General features: G+C 65.9%; 16 protein-coding genes and 1 pseudogene. 10 read left to right on the plus strand and 7 right to left on the minus strand.

Annotated features, from left to right (window positions below):
* Positions 1-104: 104 nt before the first annotated feature.
* Positions 105-992 carry a sigma-70 family RNA polymerase sigma factor gene (locus NS4_RS00810; RefSeq protein ID WP_063057519.1) on the minus strand — a complete coding sequence of 296 codons (888 nt, stop codon included), beginning with the start codon at positions 990-992 and terminating at the stop codon, positions 105-107.
* A 307-nt stretch (positions 993-1,299) separates the two neighbouring features.
* Here NS4_RS00810 and NS4_RS00815 point away from each other — a divergent pair, with 307 nt between their 5' ends.
* The 3 genes from NS4_RS00815 to NS4_RS00825 are packed head-to-tail and all read left to right on the plus strand — an operon-like array spanning position 1,300 to position 3,507.
* Complete coding sequence (locus NS4_RS00815) at positions 1,300-2,472, plus strand: serine hydrolase domain-containing protein (RefSeq protein ID WP_063057520.1); 1,173 nt, start codon at positions 1,300-1,302, stop codon at positions 2,470-2,472.
* 41 nt (positions 2,473-2,513) lie between these two features.
* Positions 2,514-2,957 carry a DoxX family protein gene (locus tag NS4_RS00820; RefSeq protein WP_063057521.1) on the plus strand — a complete coding sequence of 148 codons (444 nt, stop codon included), beginning with the start codon at positions 2,514-2,516 and terminating at the stop codon, positions 2,955-2,957.
* A gap of 37 nt (positions 2,958-2,994) precedes the next feature.
* Positions 2,995-3,507: a carboxymuconolactone decarboxylase family protein gene (locus NS4_RS00825; protein WP_063057522.1), complete on the plus strand. Its 513-nt coding sequence runs from the start codon at positions 2,995-2,997 to the stop codon at positions 3,505-3,507.
* A gap of 170 nt (positions 3,508-3,677) precedes the next feature.
* Here NS4_RS00825 and NS4_RS00830 read toward each other — a convergent pair whose 3' ends face one another.
* On the minus strand, positions 3,678-4,283 hold the full coding sequence (locus NS4_RS00830) for a TetR/AcrR family transcriptional regulator (RefSeq protein WP_063057523.1): 606 nt from the start codon (positions 4,281-4,283) through the stop codon (positions 3,678-3,680).
* 496 nt (positions 4,284-4,779) lie between these two features.
* Here NS4_RS00830 and NS4_RS00835 point away from each other — a divergent pair, with 496 nt between their 5' ends.
* The 4 genes and pseudogenes from NS4_RS00835 to NS4_RS00850 all read left to right on the plus strand — a co-directional run bounded on the left by NS4_RS00835 (position 4,780) and on the right by NS4_RS00850 (position 7,806).
* Positions 4,780-5,874, plus strand: coding sequence for a DUF7373 family lipoprotein (locus NS4_RS00835; RefSeq protein WP_157105821.1), 1,095 nt, complete (start codon positions 4,780-4,782; stop codon positions 5,872-5,874).
* A gap of 151 nt (positions 5,875-6,025) precedes the next feature.
* Positions 6,026-6,914 (plus strand): annotated as a pseudogene (locus NS4_RS33930) (IS982 family transposase).
* Positions 6,915-6,952: 38 nt separating this feature from the next.
* On the plus strand, positions 6,953-7,366 hold the full coding sequence (locus NS4_RS00845; RefSeq protein ID WP_063057525.1) for an Imm10 family immunity protein: 414 nt from the start codon (positions 6,953-6,955) through the stop codon (positions 7,364-7,366).
* Positions 7,367-7,524: 158 nt separating this feature from the next.
* Positions 7,525-7,806 carry a hotdog family protein gene (locus NS4_RS00850; protein WP_084486458.1) on the plus strand — a complete coding sequence of 94 codons (282 nt, stop codon included), beginning with the start codon at positions 7,525-7,527 and terminating at the stop codon, positions 7,804-7,806.
* Positions 7,807-7,859: 53 nt separating this feature from the next.
* Here the strand turns inward: NS4_RS00850 and NS4_RS00855 are convergent, their stop codons facing one another.
* The 5 genes from NS4_RS00855 to NS4_RS00875 all read right to left on the minus strand — a co-directional run bounded on the left by NS4_RS00855 (position 7,860) and on the right by NS4_RS00875 (position 12,614).
* Positions 7,860-8,873, minus strand: a complete 1,014-nt coding sequence (locus NS4_RS00855; RefSeq protein ID WP_063057527.1) for a Rieske (2Fe-2S) protein — start codon at positions 8,871-8,873, stop codon at positions 7,860-7,862.
* Complete coding sequence (locus tag NS4_RS00860; protein ID WP_063057528.1) at positions 8,870-10,459, minus strand: FAD-dependent oxidoreductase; 1,590 nt, start codon at positions 10,457-10,459, stop codon at positions 8,870-8,872. The genes NS4_RS00855 and NS4_RS00860 overlap by 4 nt, the downstream gene beginning before the upstream one ends.
* On the minus strand, positions 10,456-10,788 hold the full coding sequence (locus NS4_RS00865) for a lycopene cyclase domain-containing protein (protein ID WP_063057529.1): 333 nt from the start codon (positions 10,786-10,788) through the stop codon (positions 10,456-10,458). The genes NS4_RS00860 and NS4_RS00865 overlap by 4 nt, the downstream gene beginning before the upstream one ends.
* Positions 10,785-11,135, minus strand: a complete 351-nt coding sequence (locus NS4_RS00870; RefSeq protein ID WP_063057530.1) for a lycopene cyclase domain-containing protein — start codon at positions 11,133-11,135, stop codon at positions 10,785-10,787. Before NS4_RS00870 ends, NS4_RS00865 begins: the two co-directional genes overlap by 4 nt.
* A gap of 171 nt (positions 11,136-11,306) precedes the next feature.
* Positions 11,307-12,614 carry a glycosyltransferase gene (locus NS4_RS00875; RefSeq protein ID WP_063057531.1) on the minus strand — a complete coding sequence of 436 codons (1,308 nt, stop codon included), beginning with the start codon at positions 12,612-12,614 and terminating at the stop codon, positions 11,307-11,309.
* Between the two features lie 498 nt (positions 12,615-13,112).
* On the opposite strand from NS4_RS00875, the gene NS4_RS00885 reads away from it, so the two are divergent.
* The 3 genes from NS4_RS00885 to NS4_RS00900 all read left to right on the plus strand — a co-directional run bounded on the left by NS4_RS00885 (position 13,113) and on the right by NS4_RS00900 (position 22,646).
* Positions 13,113-14,057 (plus strand): MBL fold metallo-hydrolase, encoded by a 945-nt coding sequence (locus tag NS4_RS00885; RefSeq protein WP_063057533.1) that lies wholly within the window; start codon positions 13,113-13,115, stop codon positions 14,055-14,057.
* 747 nt (positions 14,058-14,804) lie between these two features.
* A complete protein-coding gene (locus NS4_RS00890) occupies positions 14,805-16,607 on the plus strand; it encodes a hypothetical protein (RefSeq protein ID WP_157105822.1) in 1,803 nt (600 codons plus the stop codon).
* A 111-nt stretch (positions 16,608-16,718) separates the two neighbouring features.
* On the plus strand, positions 16,719-22,646 hold the full coding sequence (locus NS4_RS00900) for a DUF6531 domain-containing protein (RefSeq protein ID WP_084486461.1): 5,928 nt from the start codon (positions 16,719-16,721) through the stop codon (positions 22,644-22,646).
* Positions 22,647-22,864 lie beyond the last annotated feature (218 nt).

Below are 22,864 nucleotides of genomic sequence, written 5' to 3' on the forward strand. Positions count from 1 at the left end.
ATGCTACCAACGAACCGGCAGCAGGAAGCCGAACTCGTTGTTCAAGGTTCAGTCGGCCGAAAGCAATTGCGAGAGAGCCGGTTCGCTCTGTCCGCCAAGCGCCTTCATGCCCGTCCGAGTACGGCGGTCAGGTCGAGCCGGTCGAGGCGGTCACGGTCGGCGAGGATGTCGATCGCGGTGATGCGGTCGCCGGCGACGGTGAAGCCGATGATGGAGAAGGGCGCGTCGTCGAGGGTGTTGACCAGTCCTGCGTGGCCGTTGACGAGGGCGGGGTGGATGGTGCAGAGGGTGACCATGCGCTGGAATGTTTCGGTTTGTCCGGCGACGGCGGCCGCGCCGCGGATTACGCGCATCGCCGCGCCGGAGTCGGCGCGCAGCACCACGCCGGGGTCGAGGATGCGCAGGAGTTCGTCGAAGTCGCCGCCGCGGGCGGCGGTGAGGAAGGCGTCGACGACGCGGCGTTGCCGGAGCAGGTCCGGATTCGGCTCCGGGATGCTTCCCTGGACTCGGCGCCGGGCCTGGCTGGCAAGTTTCTTGGCGGTCTGTGGAGTGCGGTCCACGATGGGCGCGATCTGCTCATACGGCAGGGCGAACATGTCGTGCAGGACGAAGGCGAGTCGTTCGGCCGGGCTCAGTGACTCCAGTACGACCAGTAATGCCAGGCCTACCGAGTCGGCGAGCAGTGCTTCGTGTTCCGGGTCGAAGGTGGACTCACTGGTGATCACCGGGTCGGGCAGGTGCTCGGCTTCGAGTGGTTCTTCGCTGCGGGTTTTGCGGGTACGGAGCATATCGAGGCAGACCCGTCCGACGACGGTGGTCAGCCAGCCGCCGAGGTTGCCGACGTCGGTGGCGTCGGTGCGGGCCAGTCGCAGCCACGCTTCTTGTACTGCGTCGTCGGCTTCGGTGAGCGAGCCGAGCATCCGGTAGGCGACCGCTCGTAGGTGGGTGCGGTGTCCTTCGAATTCCTCGGCCAGTAACTGCTCGTCGTGCACGGGTTCCTCCTCGATCTCGTCCCGTACCGATGACGAACGGGCGGCAGGAAACGTGACCCCTATGAGTTCTCGCCGGCTTCTTCTCGTCGCCGGCTCGTCATGCGCGTTGCCCGACTCCGATCGCCGGAACCCGACCCGGTGGTGCCGGTCCTGGCTTTCCATGAGCTCTACCTGCTCCTTTCCGTGTCGAGGTCACGTTTTCGCGCCGCCGTCCGTCAGTACACCAGACCACCGATCGCGGCGGCTGTTCGGAACCGAATGCTGCCGCCGCTGAGCCGTCTCGGCTGCTTTCGAGAGGAACAACACTGTGAACGGGATCGAAGTACACGGCACCGTCGCCGCCGGATACGAGCAGGTGCGTGCCGAGTTCGCCGCCGTCGTCACCGCGGAGGACGGCGAATCGAATGCGCAGCTGGCCGCATTCGTCCGGGGTCGGAAGGTGGTGGATCTGTGGGCCGGCGCGGAGGTTTCCGGCACCTCGCTGACGGGTCTGCATTCCACCAGCAAGGGCGCCGCCGGCCTGGTGGTGGCGCTGCTGATCCAAGACGGTGCCCTCGATGTCGATCGGCCGGTCGCCCATTACTGGCCACGGTTCGCCGCGGCGGGCAAGGAGCGCATCACCGTGCGGGACGTGCTCGTCCACCGGTCCGGGATAGTCGGGGTCGACGGCGGATTCACCGTTGCCGAACTCGCCGACGAACAGGTCATCGCCGAACGCCTGGTCGGACAGCGGCCCTTCTTCAAACCGGGTTCGGTCCACGGATACGGCGGGTTCGTCACCTACGCCATCATCGGCGAAGTGGTACGAGCGATCACCGGCAGCACCATCCAGGAGCTTTTCGAGCAGCGGATCCGCGCACCCTACGGCCTCGACGTGTACCTGGGTCTGCCCGAAGAACTCGATCACAGGTACCTGCCCATCCTGCCGTGGCGAGCGAGCGCGGAGATGGAGGCGGCCTTCGCCGCGAACTCACCCGCCCCGCACAGCGTTGCGGGTATCTCCTACAACCTCAACGCCCGCGGTTTCACCGCCCCCGACGTCATGGCGCTGCCCAACGACACCATGCTGCGCCGCCGCGGCCAGGGCTCGGCCGGCGGCGTCGGCAGCGCGAACGGTGTGGCAGCGATGTACGCGGCGGCCACCACCGGTATCGACGGCCGGGAACCGCTGTTGTCGCTGGACACAATCGCCACCGTCTCGGCCATCCACTCCTGCGGTGCGGACCTTGTCCGCGGCGCGCAGGCGCCGTACACGCTGGGTTTCGAAGCCAAGAGCCTGCTGTATCCGTTCCTGGGCGCTCACGCCTTCGGGCACACCGGCTCCGCGGGCTCGGACGGCTTCGCCGACCCGCACAGCGGTCTGGCCTACGGCTACACCCGCCGCCGCGCCGCCTTCGCTTTCAACGCACCTGAAAACGCCCGGCTCGCCGCCGCGCTACACCGCGCCGCGACCACCACCGGTCTCGCGACCGCCGCCTGACCTTCGGCGACCACCCTCTCACTGATAGGAGCAACACGACCATGTCCACTCGCACCACTTCGATGATCTCCCGGGGCCTGAAACTCGCACGCTGGGTACCCGTGACCGCCGTCGTGGCCGAAACCGCGGTGGGCGCGTATTGGGATCTGGCCCGGATCTCCTATGTCCGCGACTCTTTCGACCACCTCGGCTACCCCATGTACTTCGCCACCATTCTGGGCGTGGCCAAAACCGCCGCGCTCGCCGCGATACTGACCCCCGGCCACCCGCAAACCAAGGAATGGGCCTACGCCGGACTGGTTTTCGTTTACGGCGGTGCCGCCACCTCGCATGTGGCTGCCGGGGACGGCCCCGACAAATGGGCGATGCCGTTGTTCTTCGCCGCCGCCACCTTCGCCGCCCGCGCCTGGCTGCCCCAGGGCACCTCCACCACTGCCACCCTGCGCGCACTCGGCACCGCCGGACGCCGCCCCCAGCCCGCCTGACCCACCACGGATTCACCACAACAGAGAAGGAACAACGATGAACACGAACACCACCACCCAGCAGCGCAGCGGCTCCCGGCTGCCCAACCCCCAGCAGCTCGTCCCCGAACTCGGCGAGATCGGCGCGGCACTGTTCAAGGCCACCGGCAACGGGGCGATCCCGCGGACCACGATAGGTCTCGTGCAGCTTCGCGCCGGCCAGATCGTCGGCAGCACCTACCTGACAATCCTGCACACGGGCAACCTGCGCACTGCCGGTGAATCCGAAGACCGCATCGCCGCGGTCGCGACCTGGCGCGACGCGCCCTACTTCACCGAGCCCGAACGCGCCGCGCTGGCCCTGGTCGAAGCCGTCCTGCAGCCGGCACCCCACGGTGAGCGGGTACCCGAGGAGCTCTACGCCCACGCGGCCGAACACTACGACGACAAGGCCCTGGCCACTCTCGCCATGGCCATCGGCCAGGTGAACTTCTTCGTTCCGCTCGCCCTGATCGGGCAACCGCTGCCCGGTCGCCCACCGGCCGAACAGTGGACCCCGGTCCCGGCCTGACATTCGGCACCGCCGGCGGTGGGGCCGCGGCGATTGCGCTCCGGTCCCGCGGCTTGCCGGCCGCCGGGCACTCGGGTGAACTTCTCTTCCCGATTGCGCGAACCGTCCGCAGGAGCCGAGGGCTCGACAGTCATAAGGGGTGCGCCGACGCTCATTCACCCCGGCCGAATTCACCCGGCAGCGTCGGGCCGCATGGCTTTGAGGAAGACCTCGACGAGGGCGTCGGCGTATTCGGGGGTGAGCGGGCCGGACCGGAGCAGCCAGCGTTGGTAGAGGGGCGCGTAGAGCAGTTCGAGCGCCAGGTCGAGATCGGCGTGGGCGTCGAGCTGCCCGGCTCGCTGTGCGCTGCGTAGCCGGTCCTTCTTGGCCTCGTCCAACGGCCCGGCCAGCTTGGCGTGGTACTGGGCGGCCAGAGCGGGGTCGTTGATGATCTCGGTGTTGAGCGCGCGGATCGGGCTCTCGAACGCGGGGTCGGCGAATTCGGCCACCGTCGCGCGCATCACGGTCTCGAGGTCGGCTTTCAGGTCGCCGGTATCGGGTAGCGCCGTGCTCTGGTCCGGCCCCTCTTCGCTGAGCGCCAGGAAGGCGTCCAGCACCACCGCGCCTTTGGAGGGCCACCAGCGGTAGATGGTTTGTTTGCCCACGCCGGCCCTGGCCGCGATGGCCTCGACGGACAGCTTCGCGTACCCCAGCTCGGAGACCAGCTCGCGGGCTGCGGTGAGGATGGCTTGCCGGGAGCGCTCACTGCGGCGTGCGGGATCGGGTTGCTTGGCCATGCTCGAATCGTAGCAGCTCTACGAGACGATACGAATCGTCTTGACGGTGGGCATTGCGAGATGTACCGCCGTGTCGGCGCGGTGGAACCGACTTCGCTCAGGACGGCCCTCCACCCGGAGACTCCTCTCGCGCAGGCTCCCCATATCCGTCATCCGACGAGACCGACCGTTGCCGCGCCGCAGGGATCATCGAGATGACGCTCTCGGCGAATCTGTGAATGTTTGTGGCGCAGCCTGTGCGGCGAGCGCGAGTATGCAGGTCAATGGCGGGTACGGCTACGTTTCCCGTAACCGATTGTTCACCGCGGGTCCGGTCGGGATATTCTTGCCGAGCCTGACCGGCCGTGCCGGTGTGGAGCATCATCAGGGGGACAACATGCGCGCCGATCGCCCTTTTCTGCGGCTTACCGCAGGCCGCTGCACCATATTTCGCACATCCGAGGGTTATAGCCGGACGCGGGCCGCGGCCGCTGCGGCCACCGCCGCGGCGCTTCTGGTGAGCGGATGCCAGAGCGCTACCGATACGGCAGCGGTGGAGGTCGTACCGTGCGCAGCGGCGCCGGCGGAGACCGGCGAGGACGAATTCGGTGATGGTGCACTCGCCGAAGGGGCGCGCATGGCCGAGGCCATGGCGTTGCCCACCGCGATCGACCCGGACTACGTCCATCACAGCAGCTCCGGTGTGCTGACCGGTTCGCGGCTGATGGTTACCGCCGGGCACAACAACGAGGTCGCCGACGCGGCCGAGGACCATGGTCTGCTCGCCGGGTTCGTCAGCACACGGTTTGCCGGGGATGCCCGGTCACAGGACAGTCGCTGGCTCACCCACGCGATCATGCGGTTCCGCGACAGTGCGAGTGCGTGTGCCGCGGCGACCGATCTGGCCGCGGCCGCCGAGCGGTCACGGGGAATGTGGGACACCGCGGACCGCGAACCCGCACCCCTCCCGGGCGAGGCAGACACTCACTTCGGCCTGCGCGACCAGAGCGGGCGGCTCGACGGCCTGGCGATCACCTCCTATCGCGATTATGTCGTCTACACCGAGGTTCGAGACCGCGACCGCGCAGCGATAGAGCGGGTGATCACCCGGGCGCTGGAACTGCAGCGTCCGTTGCTGGACTCGTTCGCTGCGACTCCGGTACCGGAGCTGGCACGGCTTCCCTACGATCCCGATGGAGTATTCGCGTTGTCGGTAGGGGCGAACGCCACCGGGCCGGGCGCGTATGGGCAGCGTGGGGCTGTGCTGTTCGCCGAGGACCAGGTGGCGGCTGCCCGGCTCTACCCTGAGTTGGGTGTGTCGGCGATGGCGAACAAGGGAACAACCGTGTATCGCGCCGCCGATTCCGCGGGTGCTGCGCGGCTCCGCGGGTTCTTGGCGGAGACGATCGCCGCCGCACACGGCAAGACCGTGGCGCCGGCGCCTGCCGAGCAGCCCGAGACCTCCTGCCTTTCAGACGGTAGAGATCATCCGAATGCCTGGACCTGCGTTGTTTCGGCTGGTCCCTATGTGGCCGAGGCATGGGGGCGCAGCCAGGATGAAACCCATCAGCTCGTGCGGGAACAGCGCGCGGTCCTCGCTGCGGCCGAATAACCGATTCTGTCGCCTGCTCTCTCGAGAACTGGTGGCCTCGAGCCTCTCTCGACCGCTGACCGCGCCGACGCGGTGTCGCGCGCACCTAGGCGAGTAAGTCCGAAGCCCCGGCGTTGCCTGGACATGGGAGGAGAGCGCCGAAGATCATTGTGTGACGAACGACCTCGACGCTCTCCTTCCGCACTGTACGTGAAAATCGACGACGAATTGGCAGGTCCACGCTGGACGGGGCGGCCACCGGTACTGATCGATTCGGAACTGGTGTGCCTGGCGGTGGCCCAATCGCTGCTCGGATTCACCTCCGAAGCACACTGGCTGCGGTACGCCCGCAAACATTTGACCGGGATATTCCGGTATTTGCCGCAGCAGTCCGGCTACAACAAGCGGCTCCGGAACGCGCTGGGTCTGGTCAAGCGGGTGATCCGGGTGCTGGCGCGGTCGAGTGATTTCTGGCTCGATGACTGCTGGATCGTGGACTCCACCCGGTGCCGCGCGGGGCGTCCCGGCCCACGGTGAAGCGTTCGGAGGTGGCCGGGTGGGCCGGATACGGCTACTGCGCCTCGCACTCGCGGTTCTACTGGGGGCTGAAACTGTATCTGGTGTGCACCCCGACCGGGATGCCGATCCTGTGGGCTCTGGCCGACCCTAAAGGCTCTGAGCGCCAAGTACTTTCGGCGATTCTGGATGTCGACGCCGCGGTGGCGGGTGAGCATGAGGGCATTCTGCTGATCTGTGACAAGGGTTTCGCGGGCCGGGAGTTCGAGACCCTGATGGGTGAGTACGGGATCACCATGCTGCAGCCCTCGCGCAAGGACGAGAAGGCCCGCTACGGTGAACTGCTGTTGAAGAAGGTGCGTCAGCTGATCGAGTCGGTCAACGACACCCTCAAAGTCCAACTCGACCTGGAGACCACGGCGGACGCTCGTTCAGGGTGTCGCGATCCGCGTCGCCCAGCGCGTGTTGGCGATGGCGCCGCGATCTGGCACAACCACACCACCGGCGCACTCGTCACTCGGTCACTGATCGCCTACGACCACTGACCGACACTCGGATCAGGTGAGCATGCTAGAACACGTGCATGGTGTACAGGTTCACGGCGCTGGTTGTGTGCGGGCTCGATGATCCAGATGTAGACGATTGCATGATGGCGGGCGTGGCGGAGTCGAATGACGAAGAGGGATTCTCCTTGTTGTTCATGTGTGACTTCGACGAGCCCGACGAACAGGACGTGTCGCTGGGCATGGACACGCATTGCCTTGCTACGCCTGATCAGGGCACTGCCTACGGCTGTGTACGCGACGTGGAGCTGACCGATGATGTGCTTCGGGTGACCTTGGATCCCGAGTCGCTGGACGATCTCGGCCTGGCCGATCCCGTTGTCGAGGCGTTGCTGTGTGCGCCGGCAGCGGACGTGGCACGCTTGCGGGAAGTGCTGCCGCGCATCCTGGTCTACGGACGCCCGGATGCCCGGCCGCGACTGATCACGTCGTAGCAATTCAGCAGCGGAGATAGCGCCTCAATCTGCCACAATCGCACCACCGGCCAAACGCTCACCCGGTCACTCATCTCCTACAAACACTGACCGGATTTCGGACTTACTAATCTAGGACGGGCACCTTCGACGCCGCTGCGGATTACACATTCTTCGGACTGCTCGCACTGCGGCAATTAGGTCCGGGTTATCGAGTATGGAACACGCAATCGACCACCGATTTCATGCGACCGGGTCGCGGCGTCATCCGGACCACGATGCAGGTGACGCCGGAGGAGGTCGAGGTGATTCGGCGCACCACGGATTCCGGCGCCAAGTCGCAATCGCATCATATTGCCGAGATCATCGCGGACGACGGTACCGCGGTGGCTCGTGTCGAACAGATCATCTATGCCCGCAGGCGGGATCGGATGAGCGCGCCGAATCCCCACGACTCATAGGTTCCGGATCGCCGGACTTCCGGTGCTCCGGCGTCGAGCAGGTCGCCGAACCCTCATGTCCGGTGTGTACGCAAGAAGTACCGGCGTTCGGCGTAGGCCATATCGTCGCGCCACAGTCGTCTCGCCGCGCGGTCCAGTACCGGGCGTACCAGCGGCAATACTCGGTGCACATGCCGGAACCCCGGCCGCTCCGAACTGGCGATGGTCGCCTCCACCACCGCTGTGCGCGCCCGGCCGGCCGAATCGGGACCGATCGGGGTGGCATGGGTTTCCACTACGCTGCCCGCCCCTTCACCATCGACGATACGCATCGTGATGGTACGTGGGTCCGGGCAACTGAACTCGGCCCGCACCGGCACGCCGAGCCGCCGGGTCACCCGGAAGGTCACGTCGACCAGATACCTGTGATTCTGCTCGGTGATTCCTTCGCGCGGGGGTGTCCGCGCCACCTCCAGACGGGCGAACGAATAGGGGTGGAACCAGGAGCCGTGCCACGGGTCGAGCCGATTGGCGATGATATCGCGCGGTTCGCACACCCCGACCAGCCGAGTCACCGCATGCACCGCGGGGTCGGCGGGGCGCGGGCCGATGATCGGCGCGTCGGTGGCCGGCTCCGCCCCCAGCGAGTCCAGCCGTACCCAGGCCAGCACACCGTCGTCGAAACTCGGGTAGGGACACCATCGTGAGCCGTTGCCGGCGGCGCCGACCCGCAGCCCGTGCCAGCGGCAGATCAGCGCGTCGTTCTCGACGTGCGCGGCGGCCAGGGGTGCACCGAGATGAGGGCAGGCGCCCGGGCCCGCGTGCAGGGTGCCTGCGTCGTCGCGCCAGGCGACGATCTCCCGGCCGCCGACCCTGACGCCGTAGGGATGACCGCGGCGGATCGCTGTGCTCGCGGCGATGGTGTACCAGTTACCCGAGGGGCGCCGTTGTGACCAGTGCAGTGCGGCCTCGATCAAGCCGGGGTCCGCGCTCTGATGAGTGGGTTGCTGCCGCGACCATTTCTCCGGAGAAAATCGTTGTAGAGGAGAGTTCTTCGGCCATCTGATCAGTGCGGTGCGAGTGCTCATCGGAGTAGCCTTTCGTGAGTCGCGACGGTGCGCAGGAACGCCGAACGACCTCGGGCGGGGACCGTGTGCAGGGTGTGTCCGGCCGCATTCCATTGGCGCAGCAGAGTATTGGCCGCGATCCAGCCGGTGGTCGCGGCGCGTTCCATCAAGGCCACCGGCAGATCGACGCGGATGCCGTCACCCGCGAGCACCAGCCGTGGATGCGGGGTGGCGATACCAGGGCGTGCGGCGAAGTCTCCCGGCGCGAAGCGCGGGCAGTCCTGGCGCAGCAGCATGGTCTCGCCGACGATATTCGCCGCCGCGGTCTCCGGATACATCGAGTGCAGCCGTGCCAGCAGTCTTTTGCGCAGCTGTGCCCCCGCCGTAGGCGGCGGTGTCGTATCGGCCACGGCGTAGGCGTGTAGTTCGACGACGCTGCCGCCGACCTCGCTCGCCCAGTTCGCAGCCTGGTGTTCATAGCGATCCAATACGCTGATGTTGTCGAGTGGAGCCAAACCGCCGGTGCCGAGGAAACATGCGCGTTCGGCGCGCACCGGGCGGTCCAGCCAGAGCCGGTGGACGGCGAATGCCGGTGCGACCGCCAATGCGGCCACCCGTGCGCGCCACCGGGCGTCACCGAGCGTCGGTGACGCCGCGACGATGCGGCGTAGGCCGGTGATATCGGTGGCGAGCACCACCGCATCGGCTGTCGAGGTCGTTCCGGTGCTGTCGGCCAGCCGGAATCGGTGGCCTTCGGTGTCGACGCGGTCGATGGATACACCCAGATGGAAGACGACCGTGCCGGGCCGTGCCGGCGTGCGCGGCCCGGCGAGATACTCCGCGAGTGGCGTCCACAGGCCGATGTCGAAGTTGTCCCGCGCGACGTCGAAGACGAGACCTTCGCTGGATCCGAGGAAGTAGATGTGGAACATCGTCGCCAGCTCGGCAGCAGACATGCGCCCCGGCTCGATGAAGAAGCTACGCGAGAATACCTCGAACGCCAGATGCCTGGCGGCTTCGGGAAAGTTGACGCTGCGCAGAAACGTTTCCGCATCGAGGTGATCGAGCCGGGCATAGATCTCTGGCACCGACACTGCGGCAAGTGGCGCCGCGGCACGCGCGTCCATCCGGACCAGGTCGCGTAGCCGGAAGGTGGGGCTGCGCAGCGCGAAGGCCAGCGCGTTCCAGGGCGGGGTGCGCGGCAACCCACGGAAGGTATCGCGGCGGCCGTAGGCATCGATCAGCGGATAGTCGTCCAGCCGGCGGAGCCGGCTCAACCGGGGGTCACTGCGCATCAGCAACTTCCGCAGGTTGTAGTACTGGGCGAAGAATGCGTGGAAGCCCCGGTTCATGCCCACGGCGGTGCCGTCGGCGAGTCGTTCGCTCCATCCGCCCACCCGCCCGCCCAGATACCGCTCCCGTTCGACGACCTCGACGTGGCAGCCGCGTTCGGCCAGGCCCGTCGCGGCCGCCAGACCCGCGATCCCCGCGCCGACCACGACCACCCGGGGAGGCGACCCGTGACGGCTCAGGTCGCGATGGCCCGGTGCCGCCGGATAGCGCACGCGCCGCCGGTCTCGCCCATTTCCGGAGCCCGCCGCGTTCATCGCCGGGCGCCTGTCTGTCGCTGCCGTGTGTGCTCCCAGCCCAGGAGTACCGCGGTCACCAGCGCGTATCCGAAGAGGAAATCCTCCACGGGTATATCCCAGGGAAAACGGAGTCCGAGGATGTGGGCCGGGTTGTACACCACGATCGGCGCATCGAGCCTGGTGAGCCAGCCGTCCACCAGGATCTGGAAACTCAAAACGATCAGCATCGCGGTCCAGTAGGCCGGTCGACGGAAGAGTCCGGTATGCAACAGCGTCCGCTCGGCCAGGTACACCACGACCACCGCGGCAACCGCGGGGAGCGTGTATCCGACTCCGGTGAGGTTCATCGGTGCGCGGCATTCTCGGCATCGTCGAGGCGAGAATGCCGCATTCCGAGCAGCGTCTCGATCGCGACGTAGGTCAGCAGGCCGCATACCGGCACGACGACGAAGAACAGCAACTCCTCCAACGGCATCGCACCGGGCAGGAGGACTCCTAGGGTGTATCGGTCGTTGAAGCTCCACACACCCGCGGCGATCGCCGTCAGGTCCCAGAGCACGAAGAACGCCACGGCCGGCCACAGCGCACCCATCAGCAATCGCGGCCGCCGATAGACCCCGGCGCCGAAGAATTCCAGCGGCGCCGTCGAGACGAGACAGAACAGCAGAGCGAGCAGATACTGCCAGTGGTCCATGCGGCCTCCTCAGCCGTGCTCACGCGGTTCGTCGATACCGGACAGTGGCGACGGTAGGTTTCCCGCGACCCGAGGTGTGGCGGGCCCACTCGTCCGGCAGCTCGCCACGCCCGTGGCGAACCGCCGTCGCGGGTTCGCGCCGGGCGGAGGGAGCGGAAGGCGGGGTGCTCATCAGGAGTCTCCAGTGCTCGAAGAACGGATATCTGTCCGAGGCCCATCGGCGCCGAGTTCGGCCAGGACATCGGAGATGATGTCGAACGGCGACGACTCCGCGATCTCTCGCGCCAACCGTGTCGCGGCTGCGCGATATTCGCCGAAATTCAGTACCCGGTCGACCGCGTCCGCCACCGCCGCGGGCCGAGGCCGCGCAGTGCCCAGATCGATTCCCGCTCCCGTATATGCCACGCGCGCCGCGACCTCCGGCTTGTCCGCGCCGTCACCCGCGACGATCAGGGGAACCCCCCAGCGAAGAGCCTGTTGCACACCGCCGTACCCGCCATTGGTGATCATCACGTCGATGCGCGGGAGCAACTGGGAGTAGGGCACGAAATCGGTGACATACGCATTGGCGGGAATCGAGCCGAGCCGAGCCCGCGAGCCACCGGTGCACGCCACGACCACGGTATCCGCGCGTCCACCCAAGGCTCTCAGTGTGGGCCCGATCAAAGTCCCGAGATCATCATTGTCCCAAGTCCCCTGGGTCACATGGACGACGGTTTGTGCGTCGGACAACTCACTGCACCGACCGGCATGTGAAGCTTCTCCGCAATGGTCGGCCGGGATCGGCCCCGTGAACACCACCGACTGTGGCAGATCACCGCGCGGATACTCGAAACCGGGCACTGTGAACTGGAGCAGCCGGTCTGCCAGCACAGGCCAATCGAGCAAGAATCTCGGCGCCGGCCCGAGCGCGAGCTCACTCAGGATCGCATCGAGTCGTCGCTGATCGCCTCCGAACAACACGTGCTGAACGAACCAGTGCATAGCCGTGTAGTCACGGCCCGGCCGCGGCTGCCATCCCATACCGAACGGCGGAGCGTCCGCGCTGGACAGCATCAGCGGAACGACACCGCAGGCCAGCACCGGGGGTCGGGCCGTGCCCGCCGACAACAGCGGAATGGCCCCGGTGAACATCACGTCGACGAACAAGGCGTCGACATCGGTGCGATCCAGTTCGGCGGTCACGGCACGGAACTGTGCAACCATCGGGTCGAGGAAGCCCGAGCGCAATTCCGAGCGCCCGGTCCGCAGGCGGCCGAGCAGACCCGGCGGCCGAACGCGTCGGTGCCCGGCCGGTGTCACCGCCGCGGCGATCGCGAGGTCCGCACATGGAATGCCCCGTTCCGCGACTGTCTCCCGGAACGACGTACCGGTCAGAAACCGAACCTGATGGCCCCGCCGCCGCAGCTCCACCGCCAGGGTGAGCATTGGCCCGACATGCCCGGGTATCGGAGTTGCCGCCAGGAGATAACGAGCCATGCCGGAAGTCCTTCGCTGGTCACCCGCCATGCCAATACGACACGGGTATCAGTCACGCCGATCGGCCACACCGCTGCGCACGACCGTCACCCGCGACCGGGTGACTTGATGGACACGCTCGACAACTCACACAGCGCATGGGCGTGTGGCGAACTCCGCCGACCTATCCGGTCGGGATTATTTCAGAACTCGATTATATGACCGATACGACGCGCCGGGCCGCGGCGTACCGGGAATTCAGGGTCGGTATCGCCGGGGGCGATACCGACGCCGGCTTCTGCGGGCAGGTAACACGGATACGGCCGGCGAGGTCGGAGGCGATAGCCGGACAGCCGCGCCGCGAGGCCGTTGTGATCGGTTTCGGCGGACGCGGTCGGGGGCCGGTCGGGTGACCCCGGCAAGACGGGACTGATGATCGGGGACGCCGCGGTCGCGGTGCCACGGATCCGCACAGGAGGATCCACGGGACCGATCCGTGACCGAGAGGAGAGTGGTGCGGTGACCTTCACCGTCGATATAGGGGTGGCGCGCGTCCGGCAGCTCACCGAATTGGCACGCTGGCCGTTCTCGGTCACGGGCCTGTTCCCGGCTGTCGACGAGCGCGCCGCGGCCGCCTTGCCGCCGCAGTTCGTGGACCCCGAATCGGGGGATCTGATCCTCGCGATCCATACCTACGTGATCGATATCGGGGAGACGATGCTCGTGGTCGACACCGGTAACGGCAACCACAAGGAGCGGCCGAATCTGCTCCCGCACCATATGTTCGACGCCGACTGGGAAGAGCGGTTCGCCGCCACCGGGCACTCGCCCGCCGACGTGGACCTGGTGGTGAGCACCCATCTGCATCCGGACCACTGTGGTTGGAACACCCGCCTCGTCGACGAGGCGTGGGTGCCGACGTTCGAACGGGCCACCTATGTGTACGGCGCTGTCGAACTGGCCGGATTGCAGGCACTGGTGGCAAGCCCGGCGCCGAATTCCGTCGTGTCGGATCTCGTGCGGACATATCACGACAGCATCCGGCCCATCCTGGAGCAGGCCACGTGGATCACGGCCGACGACGACCATATCCTCGCCGAGGAGGGCGACACGAGGGTCGTTCTCCGGTCGGGTCCGGGCCACACCGCCGGTCATCAGATCGTCGAGTTCTGTTCCCCCGACCGCAGCGCCGTCATCTCCGGGGACGTCGTCCACCACCCGATCCAGTTCTGCTGCGCCCTTCTCGTCCAAGAGGGAGACGCCGACCCGCTCGCGGCGCGCCGTACCTGCGATACCCTTCTCGAACGCTGCGCTCGGGAGGGCTTGCTGCTGATGCCGGCCCACTTCCCGATGGAGGCCCCGGTGGTCGTCTCGCTCGGCGAGGCCGGCCGGCCCTCGGCACCTGCTCTGCTCGTCCTACCGACAACGACTCATCCGCTGCACGTGATCGCGTACAGCGGATGAGTCGTGTTCGGCGTCCTTCTGCTCTGAATCGTGCCCGCCGGCCGGCGCAGTACCCGCATCTGACGTTGTCCGCTCCGCGCGAACCCTGCGGATGGACGCCCGGCTGAGCTGCGATCCGCAAGGTTGACCGGACCGTTCAAGCTGGCGCGGCGTTCGGATCTACATTGCGGATTCGGGGGCCGACGAGGTGGTGGAGCGACCGGCCGCCAGCTCCACCAGGACCGGGTGGGGTCCTCGCAATCTCCGGTATGCGGGTTTGATTGCTGATTCCCCAACACGTTCAGGAAAGCGAACGGCTAGTGACAAGGCATGAGGATGGGAGGACCATTAAATCGGACCATCCAGTCTGAAGTCGCAAGCATTGCGACGACGATTTGAATCCATACCGGCTGGTCACCTCCTGTGTGACCAGCTCTCTTCAGTGGATCTCGTCGCATAGCGCCAAATCCGGAAGGGATGTGGGTATTTGGAAGCTCCATGAGCGTGTGCTGCCGTCACTGGTCCACATAGCATGCCTGACTGGGACTCCGTCCGAGATTTTCGATCGAATGAGCGAGTGGCTTGGCAGTTTTGTACGCTACGCGGTAAATCGGTCGAATTTAAGCTTTCATCCCAGACTCCGCGTCAACTTCTCTCGTCGCTTCCACTCGTACAGGTTTTCCAAGGTATGCGACGGTTCTGAAAGGGATAGTGATGAGTTCATTCCGGCTCAACTTGCCAACCGACATACCGTGGAAGCGGATTTGTGTGTCGACCGGCATGCTCGATGCAGTCGACTGCGACGCGAAACGGCCTCCGCGCTGGAGGCCTTCGATTGCCGTCTTTCGCTACGACCCGGCCGACGATTACCAACCGTTCGAGGACCGATCCATTTCGTACCTGAAGGTCGTCGTGTCGGTCGCACCCTTCGCGCCCGAGATCGACAGCAAGCAGCTGGGATCTTATCTTCCTCCCGTCCTGATCGACGACGTCGAGGAATCCTTTCCGTGCTACGGGGCACTCCTCCAGGTAACGGTTGCTCCCACCCCGGCCGACCGGGAGAATTTCCTGGTCCAGCACTTCCCGTACTTCGTTGACTTCGAACCCAAGAAACGTGAGCTGTACGAGGCAGTGACCGACACAGGCGAGAGACTGTCCGGCTCCACGACCCACTTGACCGTTGGAAAGAGCGCACAACAAACGGACACGACCGAGAACTACAACCTTGACACCGGCTGGAACTTCAGCGTCAGCGGACTGGAAGTCGGCGAAACCGGCCAACAAGGCGCCGTGGACAGGTCCAGCCTACAGACAACGAACCTCCGCACAACCGATGAGAGCACGGAGCGGCGGGAGCGGGAATCACACACGACCCAGCTCGCGCAGATGTACAACCTGTTCCAAGCGTTCCACGTCGGCACCAACCGTGCGCTCTTTCTCATGGAGCCGCGGCCCCACATAAGACAGGGGCCCGCGACCTTCATCAACGGGCCCCGCGCGCTGGAGGGCATACAAGAGGTTTTTCTGGTGGTCTCCCGACCTCGCGAGATGACGGACTTCTGCGCATCGGTCCTGCTGGAACTCGCGCATCTGATGAGAGACGAACGCGAGGTGCTCGCGTCTCGCGTCGACGCCGTCGAGTTCCGACTTCTCGCTGACGCTCAGGGCACCCGTGGTGGCAAACTCACTGATCAAGGGCTAATAAGAAGGAAAACCGGCAGAGCGTCGCATACCGAGACCTACAACGTCCCAGTGGGTTGGGAAGTGGATACGGAGCAGGGCGATGATGAACACCCTGGGGTAAGTGTCAACATTATCCGAGAGAGAGGGCTCGTCGATGGTCCTGTCGTGACGATAACGTCGGCCTCCGTGCTGGTCTCGGCAGAGGTCGAGTGGTCATCTGGCGACGTGGCGAAGTTCAGCGGCGGCAAGCTCTGGCGTTTCGACGGCTACCTCGACGCCGATGTGCGCGTCCACCTCAAGAAAACCGAGCGCGTGGAGATTACCGAGCAGATGTACATTAGCGCCCGCGATCTCTGCTGCTGTCCGACTTTTGGGCTCGGAGATATTCAGCCGGCGAGGCCCCCTGGTGATTGGATTGCGTACGTCGGCGCGGTTCCGAAGGTCACGATCCGAAACGAGTTGGCGTCGCCGACGCTACTGAGGGAGAGCCGTACGTTGGCGTCCGCCGTTCGGGATCACATGATCAAGAGCGTGGGCAGCTCCAGACGTTACGACCGGGGAGAAGTCACCTACGACAGGAGCGATCTTTACTTCGGGCGCATCGCGCGTGTGATGATCGCGCGGAGGCTGACGGGCGCGCTCGAGGTCCCGATCGAGAAGTCCGGGCTGCTCGATTACGTGGCGCGCGGTTTGATCCACAGCCGCCTGGGTTCCATCGACCCTGCCAGATTTCTCCGCCTATCGGCGGCCGAACTCTCCGCAAGAATGGACGTGGAGGAGTCGGCGATCCTCGAACTGAAAGCCCGCATGCTCAGCGAGCTGAATCAGATGTGCGGGCACCACACCGCGGGTTCCTCAGGTGACGAAACGCAGGACAACGGCAAATGACAGTACCGGTCCAACCAGCCGAGAACGCCGATCTACGGAGGCAACGGTGGCAATGATCTATGAGGTGTCCTATAGCACAATTGCGGAAACTACCGGGTCCGCACGCTCGGCATGAGCCGACCCGCGCTCGGTTATCGATTCGCGTTCCATCGTCCGCACACGGTCACGTGGACGGATGCGGAGGGCCATGAACAGACGCGATCGTTCGACCCGAACGAAAACAGAAACACGATCGAGATCTGGGACGCCTGCGAGGCCTACCGGTTCGTCCGCGCCGCGGCACAGTCATCGCAGCGACGTGGCTACGTGGCCCGCGATCGTGGAGCACTCTGGGGGTCCATCAAGGCCGCGTGCGATGGTCGTCCAACGCCAGAGACCGTCCTCGATCAGACGCGGGATGCGTCTTCTCTGGCGGAGGAGCCACCGCCGGCCACGCCCGGTGATGACACGTCAGGCGAGCCGCCGTCATTGAACCCGCCGACCGAGACGACGCCCGAGGCTGTTGCCGCTCAGCCGCCTTCACCCGACATCGAAGGCCAGAGTCCGGCTCCAAGCCCCGGCATACCAGATGGCCGTCCAGTCGAGGAACGGGCTACCGATCCCCACGACCCGCTGTCCGACTCCGCCATCGCGGAGGAGGTAGATGCAAGCGGCGTGCCAGGCGACGACGCTGAACGGGTACGTCGCAACGAGCCCACCCCTGGCCTCCCGCACTACCATTTCGGTCGTAACCAGACGCAGACACCTATGACATTAGCGGAGCCGGTCGACGTAGCATCGGGTGACTTCCTCATCGACGAAGCGGACTTCACCATCCCCGGCGCGCGCCGCCCGATGCGGTTTCTCCGCCGCTACCGCAGCGGTGTCCCGTACGCGGGGCCGTGGGGCTTCAACTGGGACCACAACTACAACGCGCACCTTCGGCGGCTCGACGGCGGTTGGGTGGCCATTTGGACAGGTCTTCTCAACGAGGACGCCTGGGAGCCGGACGCCGAACTCGGGTGGAGGCCGCCGCTGGGCAACACGGACCGCCTCGTCCATTCCGAGGCGGACATCGGCCACCCCGAGCGGTGGGAGGTTCGCACCGCTGACGGCACGAGCTACGTCTTCGAGCAGCTGGCCGGGTGGCCTTGGCCGGATCGGTTTCCGCTCGTGGAGGTGACGGACAGATTCGGGAACAATGAACGTGTCATGTACAACGCGGACGGCAAGGTCGCTGCGGTCGAGGACGATTTCGGTCGCGGTTTCATGTTCGAATACGGCGCGTGCGGCCTGCTCGAAGCGGTGTCCGACCAGACCGGTCGGACCGTCCGTTATCACCACGACGAGTCGCGGGAGCACCTCGTTGTAGTCGTTCAGCCGCCCACTCCGGAGGCGCCCGATGGCGCCCAGGTGGTGTATTCCTACGACGACGCAGAGTCGCATCCGCGGCTTCGGCACAACATCATCCGGGTTCAGGCCACGGATGGGTGCGCTGTTGTCGAGAACGAATACGGCAAGGACCCGTCATTCGCGGACTTCGCCCGGGTCGTCGAGCAAGAATGGGACCGACATCGCGCGACATACCGCGCGACTGTCGTACTGACCACGCCGCGGCTCCCGGACGCCATCAACGTGTCCGCGATGCAGGTCGAGGTCATCATCGATGGGACCTACAAGGTTCTGACCTTCAACTTCCAGGGCAACCTCCTCGAGGAGCGGTACCGGCTTGTCATCGATGGCTCGTGGCGTCTCGTGGTCGAGGTGTTCCGATACGACCAGCGCGGCAATCGCGTGCTGTACCGGCGGCCGAATGGCCTTACCCTCCATGAGGTCTACGACGACACGAACGACGACCCGGCAGCGTGGGCCAATTTGCTCGAGTGTCGGCTCGAGGCGCCGCCCTCACGACCGGCGATGGACCGGCGGACACACCGCATGCGTTACGAGCCCGTGTACCAGCGTCTGCGTGTGTTCGAAGATGAGAGCGGAGCCGTCACGCGTTACGTCTATGGCGACGAAGTCGCCGCTGGAGGGGTACCGGCGCTCGTTCGAGTGGAACATCCCGACGTCACCCTGCCCGACGGGACCACGCAGCAGGCCGTCACGGAATACGAGCACGACGCGCGTGGACGTCTGGTTCGCGAGATCAGCCCAGAGGGCAGACTCACTGAGAACCGGTACGGCGCCACGGGCAACGACGAGGGCTATCTCGTCGAGCGGGTACACGATCCCGGGGGCGTCGCGGCGGCGGAGCGGTTCGCATATGACAACCACGGCAACGTCCGCGCCGTCACCGACAGCGAGGGCAACACCACCACTTTTACCTTCGACGCCAGAAACCGGCTGATCAACGCGTTGCAGCCGCCCGTCGGCGGCACACCGCCAGAGCTTCGCCTTACCTATCACCCCGACGGCCGGCTCGCGGCGGTGCGCCGCCCGAGAGGGGAGGCCCTCGGCCTGCCGACGGGTGTCGACGAAATTCTCACGGTGTACGAGTACGACGTGATCGGGCGGCTCGTGCGACAGATCGATGGAATGAACTCCGATGCGCCACGCGAGCGGCGGTTCGCTTTCGACGCAGAAGACCACGTGGTGGCGATCATCGATCCGATCGGTCGCACAGAGACGATGACCTTCGACGAGCAGGGCGTGCTTGTGGAGCAGCGGCGTACAGCAGGAGCCGCGACGCGGACAGTTACCTTCCTTCGCGACCTCAACGGGGCAACACGCACGACGGTTCTGCCAGGCGGAGCCCGCGTGGACTGGACGCTCGACTCCTGGGACAGACTGCGCCGCCAGGAGGAGCCGGCCGACACCGCAGGCCGAGCGACCATAACAAGCACATATGGCGACGACGACCTCCTCGTATCGACCGTCGTCGAAGGGCCTGATGGCCTCGGAGGCGTAGGCGTTCTTGCGGCCGTCCAGAGGACCTACGACGAACGCGGACGCGCCGTCAGCGTCGACGACGGCAGCGGCCCAACAACGACGTGGTACGACGCCGATGGTCTGCGCACCAAGGTGGTGGACGCGAGTGGCGCGACGACGTCATACCGGTACGACGCACTCGCGCGCCTGACCGAGATGGTGGACCCGGTGGGAAATCGACACACCTTCGTCTATGACCGGGCCGATCGACTGGTTGAGCACACAGTCCATGAGGTGACAGCGGCCGAGCCCAAGGTCCGTACCGCGCGCTGGACGTATGATCCGCTCGGCCGTGTGACACAGGAAACGGCTCCTGACGGCCGAAAGACGTCGTATGCGTACGATCTCGGTGGCCAGCTCATGCAGATCGCCTCACACCGCGGTACGTTGGACCTTCGGTACAACGCTTTTGGGGAACTCATCGAAACACGGCGGACCGCGACCGGCGCGCCGGAGGTGCACCGGCTTGATCGCGACGGCGCAGGTCGTTGCGTAGGGTTGACCGATCCGACAGGCGCGACGTGGCGGTACGACTATGACGCCTTCGACGCACTCGTGAAGCAGACAAATCCCGACGGATACACCGAGCGCTACGCGTATGGCTCGGACGGTGTCATGGTGGAGCGAACCACACCTGGCGGATCGCGGATCGAGTATGGGACCCGCGCCGACGGAGCGCTGGTCAGTGTGACGGTGATCGAAGCTCCGCCCGCCCTTCCCGTCGCGCCTATAACGATTACCCGTGACGCGCTCGGCCGGTGCGTCGAGGTCGTCCAGGGCGGCATCTCGATCCGTCGACGCTACGACGCGGCAGGTCGGTTGATCGAGGAGACGACGTCCGGCGCGACGTTGGCGCGGCAGTACGACGATGCCGCGCGGTCGGAGCTCCTGACGTACAGCGACGCGCGTCAGGACCGCCTGTTCTTCGATGAGCTCGATCGGCTTGAACGGATCGAGCTCGAGCGGCCTGGTGTCGCCACGGCATCGTCTGGATGGGCGCCAGGCACCAGACTTGCCGAGTGGCGGTACGACGGCGAAGGGATGCTCATCGAGCGACGACTCGTTACCGGTAACCGTCTGGAAGCGCGGTATGACGAGGCGCGCCGCCTGGTCGAGCTCGTCCACCGCGATGCCGCCGGCGACGTGCTGGCGGCACTGCGATACGTTCGTGATGCCGCCGGTCGCAGACGGGTGTGTGCCGTTGACGGGGATCCGTGGCGCGATCGCGTCTGGGAGTACGAGGCCGGCCGGTTGATCCGCGTTCACGATGGCCTGGCGCTCGGTGCGCTTCCCGATCCATACGACGAAGCCGCGGTCGACGCCTACCTGACGGCACTGGCCCCCACCGACGCGGACGTGGTCGACTCCTACGCAGTCACCGGCGCCGACAGCCGCGTGTCATGGACACGCGAGCTCGCGGGCGGAACAACGACTGTCGACTACGTGCTCCACCGCGACCATCGGCTGGCGTCGATCAATCCGTCGGGCGGTCCGCCGGTCGCGGTCGCGCACGACGACGACCTTCGCCGCAGCGACGACGGCCGACTCCTGTACGCCCACGACGCGCTCGGACGTCTCCGCGAGGTGCGTGATGCCGCGACAGGCACGGTGGTCGCGTCGCTCGGCTGGGACGGGCTCGGCCGTCTCATGACCGTGACGACAGCGGTCGGAAGGGTAATCCAGCGGTACCTCGGCGACGCGTTGATCGAACGCGTCCTGCCCGGCGGCGACCTAGAACAAGAGACTCCGTGCGCGATGCCGGGCGAGGCGGCGCTCGTGGTGGGCTCGGCTGGCGCGATGGCACGGCTTACAGACGATCGCGGCTCGACCCTCCTACTCACGGATCCTGCGGGTTCGCCCGTTGGGCGGTTCCGCTTCGAGGACTTCGGCCTCGCATCTGCATGGAACCCTGCTGGCGCCGCGCCTGCAATGATGCCTCCACTCTTCGGCTCGGTGAAGTTCGCTGGGATGACTGCCATTCCGGAGGCCGACCTCTACATCGCTGGTGGCCGAGGGTACGACCCCGCGACGGGTCGGTTTCTCCAACCCGATCCCCAAGACCTTGCCGATGCGCCGGACCTGTGGAGCTACGCGCGGCACGACCCGGTGAACTACGTCGACAATACGGGGCAGTGGATCGAGTCCGCGTGGGACGGGTTCTCGCTCAGTCTCGGCATCGGGTCCGCGATTCACAACTCGCGAGCAGGCAACTGGTGGTCGTTCGGCCTGGACGTCCTCGGTGTTGCGGCGGACACAGCGGCGCTGATCCTCCCCGGCGTACCCGGCGGGGCCGGCGCCACGCTCAAGGTGGCGCGAACCGCCCGGGCCGGTACAGAAGTCGTAGTCGAGAGCACCCGGCTTGGGCGAGGAGTCAGGGCCGCCCAGGCAGCAGTCGGCGCCGCGACCGCAATCGAAGGCGGGGTCCAGTCGTACATCGCGGCGCAGGAGGGTAACTACGGCTGGGCTGCGATCGGCGTCGGGCTGTCGATGATCGGCCTTCGCAGCTCACTGAGTCGTCTCCACCTCTCGACCCTCGCCGCACCGCCAAGCCGGCTGTACTCGATGCAAGGGTCGGTTGGGAAAATCGTGGCGTCACAACAGATCTGGGGAAGAACCGAAGGTAGGGTATGGGCGACTCCACATTCCACGGGAAGTGCCGTCCAGATCGGTGTCCGGACCGGCAAGGGACCCTGGAGCATGCCGCCGATGGACGAACGGGTTATCTTCGAGTTCCAAGATGACGCGGCTCGGGGGTTCCGGCCAGTCACCGTGTGGGGGCCATTCACAGCGTGGAAAGCGTTCGTGGGCCAGCACTTTACGGACCTCGGCGACATGCGACTGCAGGAATTCAGTCAACCGATCTTCGATATCGAATCCCTCGCGTATCGGTCGATCGTTACCCGCGTGTCGCACCTACCCAATCAGTGGCCGGGGCGAAGCTCGATGCATGCATGGTGGAGGGCTTCTTTCCCGGTTCTGGTCGACACCAGCTTGAACGCCGGGATCGCTAGCCTGCCAGTGGTTTTCGGGCTCAACTGGATGGACATCCTTTACCCCGGATCGGAACGTCTGTCCATCTCGTTCGTCCCGGAGAGCCCGCATTTCGCCTCGCCTCACCCGCCGAAATGAGAGGTGGTAAAACGAGCCACCGCACTGCCCCGCGCAACCGGTACGGTGAACCTGCAGATTGATTGTCGCCTGTCGGCTGGAGGGGACGGCGAGAAATCCATTATTTTTCCACGGCAGCTTGCCCCGAACGTCATCCACCGGCTGTCATGTCGGCGATGTGCTCACCCAGCGCCAACCAGGAAACCTGTGAGCTCGGTTCGTTCAACGGGTGAATGAGT

Origin of the sequence: Nocardia sienata NBRC 100364, from assembly GCF_001613205.1 — a bacterium.
Taxonomy (GTDB): Bacteria; Actinomycetota; Actinomycetes; order Mycobacteriales; family Mycobacteriaceae; genus Nocardia; species Nocardia sienata.